Raw genomic sequence first — 7,663 nt, 5'->3', positions numbered from 1 at the left:
GCCCCACGGCTCATCGCTGCCGCAGCGGGGGTGCCCGGCGCAGGAAATCCCACTGCCGCGCCCGGATCGGCCGCCCAGCCCGGACCGGCCGCGGCCGTATGTCGGTGCGCAGCCGCGTCCGGAGCGCTGGTTCCCGCACCGCGCGCCGCCGGGCGTCCATTCGCCGATCCGGGGTGGGCCGTCGCTGCCGCGCCGGGTGGTGCCGCCGGGAGATGTCCGTTCGCGGTGCCGGAGTGCGCTGTGCCCGGGCCGAAGCGGGTCGGGTGCGAGGTCGCTGTGCCCGGATGGGGTTCTGCAGCATCGTGGGTCGGGGTGTCTGCGCCGGCGCCGGGTCTGGTCGCGTTGGGGTTCGGGGTGGTTGCGGGTGGGCGGGGGAGCGGGGCGCTGGAACGGGTGGTGAGGGCCGCGCGGGCGGCGGCGGCGAAGGTGGAGCAGTCGGGGTAGCGGGCGTCGGGGGATTTGGCGGCCGCGCGGGCGAGGACCTCGTCCAGGGCCGGGGGGACGTCGGGGCGCTGCGGGTGCAGGTGGGGGAGGGGTTTGTTGAGGTGGCCGGCCACCACCTGGCCGGGGTTGGTGGCGGGGAAGGGGCCGTGGCCGGTGAGCAGGGCGTAGCAGGTGCAGGCCAGCGAGTACTGGTCGCCGCGGTGGTCCAGGCGTTCCCCGGAGAGCTGTTCGGGTGAGGCGAAAGCCAGTGTGGCGGAGAACATTCCGGTGGCGGTGAGCTGGGTGTTGGAGTCGGCGAGGGCGGCGATGCCGAAATCGGTGAGCACGGCCCGTTCATCGCGCCCGGTCGCCGCGGCCCACAGCAGGATATTGGCGGGCTTCACATCCCGGTGCAGGATGCCGTGGCTGTGCGCGTAGTCGAGCGCGGCGGCGGTCTCGCTGATGATCCGCACCGCCCGTTCGACCGACACGGCGCGCGGATCCAGCCGGGCGGCGTCGGTGCCGGGCACGTACTGCACGGCGATCCACAGGTGTCCGTCCTGCACCCCGCGGTCGTGAATCCCGACGATGCTCGGATGGTCCAGCCGGGCAATCACATTCGCCTCGCGCTCGAACCGCCGCCGCACCTCCTGGTCCGCCGACACCTCCCGGTTCAGCAGTTTGAGCGCCACCTTGCGCGGCAGCCGCGGATGCCGCGCGAGATAGACCGTGCCCATGCCGCCGTTGCCCAGTACGCCTTCGATCTCGTAACCGGCGAACGACTCGTTCACACCGAGCTGCACGACAGGTCACTCCATCTCGTTCGATCGACAGGGCATCCGGGCCGAGCGCGCACGCTCCCCACGGTGAGTATTCCGCACTCCGCGACTAGGAGCCGTCTCGATTCCGCCACTCGTCGAACCGCTTGCCGATCTTGGCGACGGTCTCGCCCACCTCTTGGCCCACTGTATTCACTGCCGAGGCGGCATCGCGCCCGAGATTGCGCACCACCTTGACCAGCGGATCCTCCGACTGGTCGAAGGATTCGCGATAGCTGCGGGCGGCCTGGCGGATCTCCTCGCCGAACCGCGCGTCCCGGTCGGTGTGGCGGCGTGGGTACTGACCGTCGAGCACCCGCCCGTATTCCCCGCTGGCGATCCATCGCCGCAGTTCGGCGGCGCGCAGCACCGAGAACGGGTGGCTCTGCAACTCCAGGTTGAGCAGTTTGAGCACCCCGTCGCGCAGGTCACCGGAGCGGTCGTAGTCGTCGGCCTGGGCCAGGAAGGCCGCATGGCTCATCTGGTCCACCCGCGAGCCGCCCGCCAGTTTCATGTGCACCCGCACCGACGCCTCCACGTCCTGGCCCGCCAGCAGCCCGGCGCGGTCGCCGGACAGTTCGGATTTGCGGCTCCACTCCATGAGTGCGGCGATGATGGCCCGCAGTGCCCACCCGCCGACCGGAATCCAGCCGATCCCACCGGCCAGCCGCATGAGATGCATGAGCATGGTGCGGTACACGGCGTGTCCGGAGAGCGCGTGCCCGAGTTCGTGGCCGACGACGAACCGCAGCTCCTCCTGATCGAGCAGATCCAGCAGTCCGGTGGTCAGCACGATGAACGGCTGGTCCATGCCGATGGTGAAGGCGTTGGCGCGCGGGTCCTGGAGTACGAACATCTCGGGAGTGGTTGGGGCGTCCAGGATTTCGACGCAGTCCTGGCGCAGCTGATGCACCGTCTTGAACTGCCGTTCGTCCACGCGCACCGCGGTGGCGAGGTAGAGCAGCCGGTGCTGGCGTTCGGCGAGCAGTCCGCTCAGGGTGCGAAGCACCGTGTCGAACCCGGCGAGGCTGCGCAGCGCCACCAGGGCGGTGCGGTCGGCGGGATGCTCCCAGGCGCGGGTGCTGATCTCCGGGAATCGGGTCCGGAGTCGGTCAGGGCTCGTCATGAATCTCCCCCGTGTGGGCGTTTCGCGGTAATTCGCGGCGTCGAATGCCGCTCTGCTACAGTCTGCCCGTGTCGTCGAGTGCTCCACCCCGGGTCCGCCATGAATTGGCGTTGATCGCGGTGGGCTGCCTTGCGGTAGCGGACATTCACTGTCGCTGACCGCCGACCGAACCGCTGCACCTCTCATCAGTAGACTGGCGCGCGTCCTTTCGCAGCTGAAGTTCGTTCCCGGCGGCCCCCGGGCCGATCGCGCCATGGCCGTGCCCGCACGCGGGCCGACGGCAGTCCCCAGATTTCCGCCGACGTGATCGGCGGGCGGTAGGAAAGGTCCTCTCGATGCCTCGCAGCTCCCGGCTCCGACGTCCGGCACTGGTGACCGCGCTGGTCGCCGCCCTCGCCCTCACCGGATGCAGCGGCGGCTCCAGTGACGAGATCGGCGGCGGCGATACCGACAACAGCCGCGGCACCCTGCACCTGTACGCCTACGCGGTGCCGAAGCCCGGTTTCGACAAGGTGGTGCCCGCGTTCAACGAGACCGAGGCCGGGGAGGGCGTCGAGGTGGTGCCCTCCTACGGCGCGTCCGGGGATCAGTCCCGCAAGGTGGCCAAGGGTGCGGACGCCGATGTGGTGAATTTCTCGGTGGAGCCCGACATCACCCGCCTGGTCGACGCCGGGCTGGTCGATCCGGACTGGAATGCCGACGCCAACAAGGGAATTCCCTTCGGATCCGTGGTCACGCTGGTGGTGCGCGAGGGCAACCCCAAGAACATCCGGGACTGGGACGACCTGCTGCGGCCGGGCGTGGAGGTGGTGACCCCCAACCCGTTCAGCTCCGGCTCGGCCAAGTGGAATCTGCTCGCCCCGTACGCGGCCGAGAGCGAGGGCGGCAAGAACCCGCAGGCGGGCCTGGACTACCTGTCGGAATTGCTCTCGCCCGAGCACGTGAAGGTGCAGCCGAGTTCCGGTCGCATGGCCACCGACACCTTCCTCCAGGGCGTCGGTGACGTGCTGATCAGCTATGAGAACGAGGCCATCTTCTCGGAGCGCCAGGGCGATCCCATCGAGCATGTGGTGCCGCCGATCACCTTCAAGATCGAGAACCCGGTGGCGGTGCTGAAGAGTTCGCGCCACCCCGAGCGGGCCGCGGCGTTCCGGGACTTCCTCTACACGCCGGCCGCGCAGCGCGCCTGGGCCGAGGCCGGGTTCCGCCCGGTGGACCCGCAGGTGCGCGCCGACTTCGCCGCCGAGTTCCAGCAGCCGCGGACCCTGTGGACGATCGCCGACCTGGGCGGCTGGCAGACCGTCGACCAGGAACTGTTCACCCAGGGCAGCGGCGGTATCGCCGTCATCTACGAGCGGACCACCGGATAGTCGGGTGACGTGAAGCACACAGGATACTGGCTACCGTGAAAGACAGCAGCGGAAGCGTCGAGCTCGGGCGGGACTCGCACGCATCCACCGACACCGCCGGCGTCCCGCGCCCGGACCGCTGGTCCTGGTTGCGGGTGACCGGATCGGTCGGCCCCCTCGGCATCGCGATCTCGGTGCTGTGGCTCAGCATCATCGTGCTGCTGCCGCTGGCGGCATTGACCTTCAACTCGTTCAGCGACGGCTGGGCGGGCTTCTGGGACGCGGTCACCGCACCCGCCGCCCTCGACGCGCTGCGGGTGACGGTCGCCGTCTCGGTGATCGTGGCCGTGCTCAATGTCGTCATGGGCACCCTCATCGCCTGGGTGCTGGTGCGCGACGACTTCCCCGGCAAGGGCGTCGTGAACGCGCTCATCGACCTGCCGTTCGCCCTGCCGACCATCGTCGCCAGCATCGTGCTGCTGTCGCTGTACGGTCCGCAGAGCCCGATCGACATCCAGCTCAATGCCACCCAGCCCGGTCTGGTGGTGGCGCTGGCCTTCGTGACGCTGCCGTTCGTGGTGCGTTCGGTGCAGCCGGTGCTCATCGAGGTCGATATCGAGGTGGAGCAGGCCGCGGCGTCGCTGGGCGCGGACAACTGGACCACCTTCCGGCGCATCGTGCTGCCGACCCTGGCCCCGGCCATCATCAGCGGCGGCGGGCTCGCCTTCGCCCGCGCCATCGGCGAATTCGGGTCGGTGGTGCTGATCGGCGGCAATATTCCGGGGGAGACCCAGGTGGCCTCGCAGTACATCCAGCAGCAGATCGAGGTGGACCGCCCGGTCAGCGCGGCGGCGGTCTCGGTGGCGCTGCTGGTGATCGCCTTCCTGACGCTGCTGGTGCTGCGGCTGTTCGCGGAGCGGGCGACCCGGAAGGAGCAGGACGCGCAGTGAAACTCTCGGCGATGACCCGCATTTCGCTGCGCACGGTGGCGCTCGGGTATCTGTTCGTGCTGCTGGTGCTGCCGTTGGGCATCATCCTGTACCGCAGTTTCGAGCAGGGGATCGGGACGTTCATCGACTGGATCTCCACGCCCGCGGCGATTTCCGCGTTCAACCTCTCGATGATCATCGTAGCCATCGTGGTTCCGGTGAACGTGGTCTTCGGTGTGATGACCGCTATCGCACTGGTGCGCGGGCGGTTTCCGGGCCGCAGTCTGGTTCAGGGCCTGGTCGATCTGCCCTTCGCGACATCGCCGGTGGTGGTCGGTGTCTCGCTCATCCTGCTGTGGGGTGCGGGCGGCTGGTTCGGCGGTCTCGAGGACTACGGCCTGAAGATCATCTTCAGTCTGCCCGGCATGGTGCTCGCCACCATCTTCGTGACGCTGCCGTTCGTGGTGCGCGAGGTGGAACCGGTGCTGCACGAGATCGGCGACGATCAGGAGCAGGCCGCGGCGACGCTGGGCGCGAACCGCTGGCAGACGTTCTGGCGCATCACCCTGCCCGCCATCCGCTGGGGCCTCACCTACGGCGTGGTGCTCACGGTGGCGCGGGCGCTGGGGGAATTCGGCGCGGTGCTCATGGTGTCCACGGCGCTGCCCGGCCAATCGCAGACGCTCACGCTGCTCGTGCACGACCGGTACAACGACCACAATGTCTTCGGCGCGTACTGCGCGGCGACCCTGCTCATGGGCATCGCCTTCGTCGTCCTTCTCCTGATGACTCTCCTCGAACGTAAGCGGGACTCTGCCTCATGATCACCGTGACCGGTGCGAACAAGCGCTACGGCTCGTTCGCCGCACTCGACAATGTCAGCATCGACATCCCCTCCGGGGAGTTGACCGCGCTGCTGGGGCCGTCCGGATCGGGCAAGTCCACCCTGCTGCGGTCCATTGCCGGGCTGGAATCCCTGGACACCGGGGTGGTCACCATAGCCGGACGCGATGTCACGCGCGTGCCGCCGCAGAAGCGTGATATCGGGTTCGTCTTCCAGCATTACGCGGCGTTCAAGCACATGACCGTGCGCGACAATGTGGCGTTCGGACTCCAGATCCGCAAGCGGCCCAAGAGCGAGATCGCCAAGCGGGTCGACGAACTGCTCGAGATCGTCGGACTGGACGGTTTTCAGCACCGCTATCCGGCGCAGCTGTCCGGTGGTCAGCGCCAGCGCATGGCCCTGGCGCGGGCGCTGGCGGTGGAGCCGCAGGTGCTGCTGCTCGACGAGCCGTTCGGCGCGCTCGACGCGAAAGTCCGCACCGATCTGCGCAAATGGCTGCGGCGACTGCACGACGAGGTGCACGTCACCACCGTGCTGGTCACCCACGACCAGGAGGAAGCCCTCGATGTGGCGGACAAGATCGCGGTCATGAACCGCGGCCGCATCGAGCAGATCGGCACCCCCGAGGATGTCTACGACCGTCCCACCAGCGAATTCGTCATGTCCTTCCTCGGCGATGTGGCCAAGTTGAACGGACATCTGGTGCGGCCGCACGATATCCGGGTCGGGCGGGATCCCAGTATGGCGCTGGCCAGCCACGAGGGCACGGCGGTGTCGGCCGGAGTCACCCGCGCCAGTGTCGAACGCGTCGTCCATCTCGGCTTCGAGGTGCGGGTGGAGTTGAAGAACGCGGCCACCGGGGACCTGTTCACCGCCCAGGTGACGCGCGGCGACGCCGAGGCGCTGCACCTGGCCGCCGGGGAGACGGTCTACGTCCGCGCCACCCGCATCCCGGACCTGCCCGCGGAGTGAGCTCGCGCCGCCCTACGGTGTCGAATCCGAGAGCGGGCGCACCGAATTCGAGGTGACGCCGGATCAGCTCACGGTGTGAGCCGCCGGTTCCACGTAGCGCCACACCGGTAGCAGCTCCTGCTCGTCGAGCGGGGTGGCGTCGGTGTGCACGGTGGCGCGCAGGCGGTCCAGGGCGGCGGCGGTGTCCAGGCCCGCGCCGATCAGGACCAGATGGGTGGCGCGGGGTTCGTGGCGCGGCCAGGGGGTGGGTTCCACGACGATATGGCGGCCGACCATGTGCAGGACGAACTTGCGCTGGTCCTCGGGGACGGCGAAGGCGATCGTGCCCTTGGCGCGGAACAGGCCCGAGGGCGGGTTCTCGAAGAAGTCGACGAGGGCGCGCGGATGCAGGTCGGTGGTGCTGATGAAGGAGACGGTGTCGTAGCCGTCGTGCAGGTGGCGGTGATCGTGGTCGTCGCAGTCGTGATGGTCGTCGTGCGCGTCGGCGAACAGTTCGTCGAAGCTGAGCTGCTCACCGACCCGGGGGCGGCGGGCCTCGCGATCCGGGGTGTCGACCAGTAGGCCCGGATCGATGCGGCCGTGCGCGGTGGAGTAGACCGGGGCCGGGTCGGCCAGGGCGCGAATCTCGGTGAGCAGTCCGTCGAGCGTCGCCGCCGGGACCCGGTCGGCCTTGTTCACCACCACCAGATCCGCCATGCGCAGGTGGGTGGCGAGTTCCGGGTGCTGGGCGCGGGCCTGCGCGAAATGCTCGGCGTCCACCAGCTCCACCAGTCCGCCGTAGCCGATGCGCGGGTTCTCGCTGTTGACGATCATGCGGATCAGATTGCGCGGCTCGGCCAGCCCGCTGGCCTCCACCACGATCACATCGATCCGGGCGCGCGGCTGCGCCAAGCGGTCGAAGAGCCCGTCCAGCTCGCTCACATCCACCGCACAGCACACACAGCCGTTGCCCAGCGACACCATGGCATCCACCTGGCCCGCCACCAGCATGGCGTCGATGTTCACCGCGCCGAAATCGTTGACCACCACCCCGATTCGCAACCCGCGATTGTTGCGCAGCAGGTGATTGAGCAGCGTCGTCTTACCGGCCCCCAGAAATCCGGCCACCACGAGAACAGGAATACGCCGAGCCACCCGACCACCCTACCGGGGGGCGCGGATCGGGCCGCCGTGAAGTGGTCGCAGCACGGGCGAAACGTGGC

Annotated in this window: 8 protein-coding genes; 5 read left to right on the top strand and 3 right to left on the bottom strand. The window is 69.0% G+C overall.

Annotated elements, in window-relative coordinates; all coding sequences use genetic code 11:
* Together ON31_RS22300 and ON31_RS22295 are read right to left on the bottom strand one after the other, a co-directional pair.
* The coding region (locus ON31_RS22300; protein WP_255222211.1) for a serine/threonine-protein kinase at positions 1-1,226 on the bottom strand (1,226 nt) is incomplete at its 3' end.
* Positions 1,227-1,311: 85 nt separating this feature from the next.
* Positions 1,312-2,367, bottom strand: a complete 1,056-nt coding sequence (locus ON31_RS22295) for a M48 family metallopeptidase (RefSeq protein ID WP_039816475.1) — start codon at positions 2,365-2,367, stop codon at positions 1,312-1,314.
* Between the two features lie 44 nt (positions 2,368-2,411).
* On the opposite strand from ON31_RS22295, the gene ON31_RS38600 reads away from it, so the two are divergent.
* From ON31_RS38600 to ON31_RS22275, 5 genes are all read left to right on the top strand, one after another.
* Complete coding sequence (locus ON31_RS38600) at positions 2,412-2,525, top strand: Ms4533A family Cys-rich leader peptide (protein ID WP_368857813.1); 114 nt, start codon at positions 2,412-2,414, stop codon at positions 2,523-2,525.
* 177 nt (positions 2,526-2,702) lie between these two features.
* The gene (locus ON31_RS22290) at positions 2,703-3,737 is read left to right on the top strand and encodes a sulfate ABC transporter substrate-binding protein (protein ID WP_051037601.1); all 1,035 of its coding nucleotides are present in this window, start codon (positions 2,703-2,705) and stop codon (positions 3,735-3,737) included.
* A 128-nt stretch (positions 3,738-3,865) separates the two neighbouring features.
* Positions 3,866-4,666 (top strand): sulfate ABC transporter permease subunit CysT, encoded by an 801-nt coding sequence (gene cysT, locus ON31_RS22285; RefSeq protein WP_039816490.1) that lies wholly within the window; start codon positions 3,866-3,868, stop codon positions 4,664-4,666.
* Positions 4,663-5,469: a sulfate ABC transporter permease subunit CysW gene (gene cysW, locus ON31_RS22280; protein ID WP_039816473.1), complete on the top strand. Its 807-nt coding sequence runs from the start codon at positions 4,663-4,665 to the stop codon at positions 5,467-5,469. The genes cysT and cysW overlap by 4 nt, the downstream gene beginning before the upstream one ends.
* Complete coding sequence (locus tag ON31_RS22275; protein WP_039816471.1) at positions 5,466-6,461, top strand: sulfate/molybdate ABC transporter ATP-binding protein; 996 nt, start codon at positions 5,466-5,468, stop codon at positions 6,459-6,461. Before cysW ends, ON31_RS22275 begins: the two co-directional genes overlap by 4 nt.
* 63 nt (positions 6,462-6,524) lie before the next feature.
* Here ON31_RS22275 and ON31_RS22270 read toward each other — a convergent pair whose 3' ends face one another.
* A complete protein-coding gene (locus ON31_RS22270) occupies positions 6,525-7,595 on the bottom strand; it encodes a CobW family GTP-binding protein (RefSeq protein ID WP_039816469.1) in 1,071 nt (356 codons plus the stop codon).
* Positions 7,596-7,663 lie beyond the last annotated feature (68 nt).

This window comes from Nocardia otitidiscaviarum NBRC 14405, assembly GCF_000308635.1.
Lineage (GTDB): Bacteria > Actinomycetota > Actinomycetes > Mycobacteriales > Mycobacteriaceae > Nocardia > Nocardia otitidiscaviarum.
Note: the sequence above shows the minus strand (reverse complement) of the source record. Positions and strands in the feature narration are given on the sequence as shown.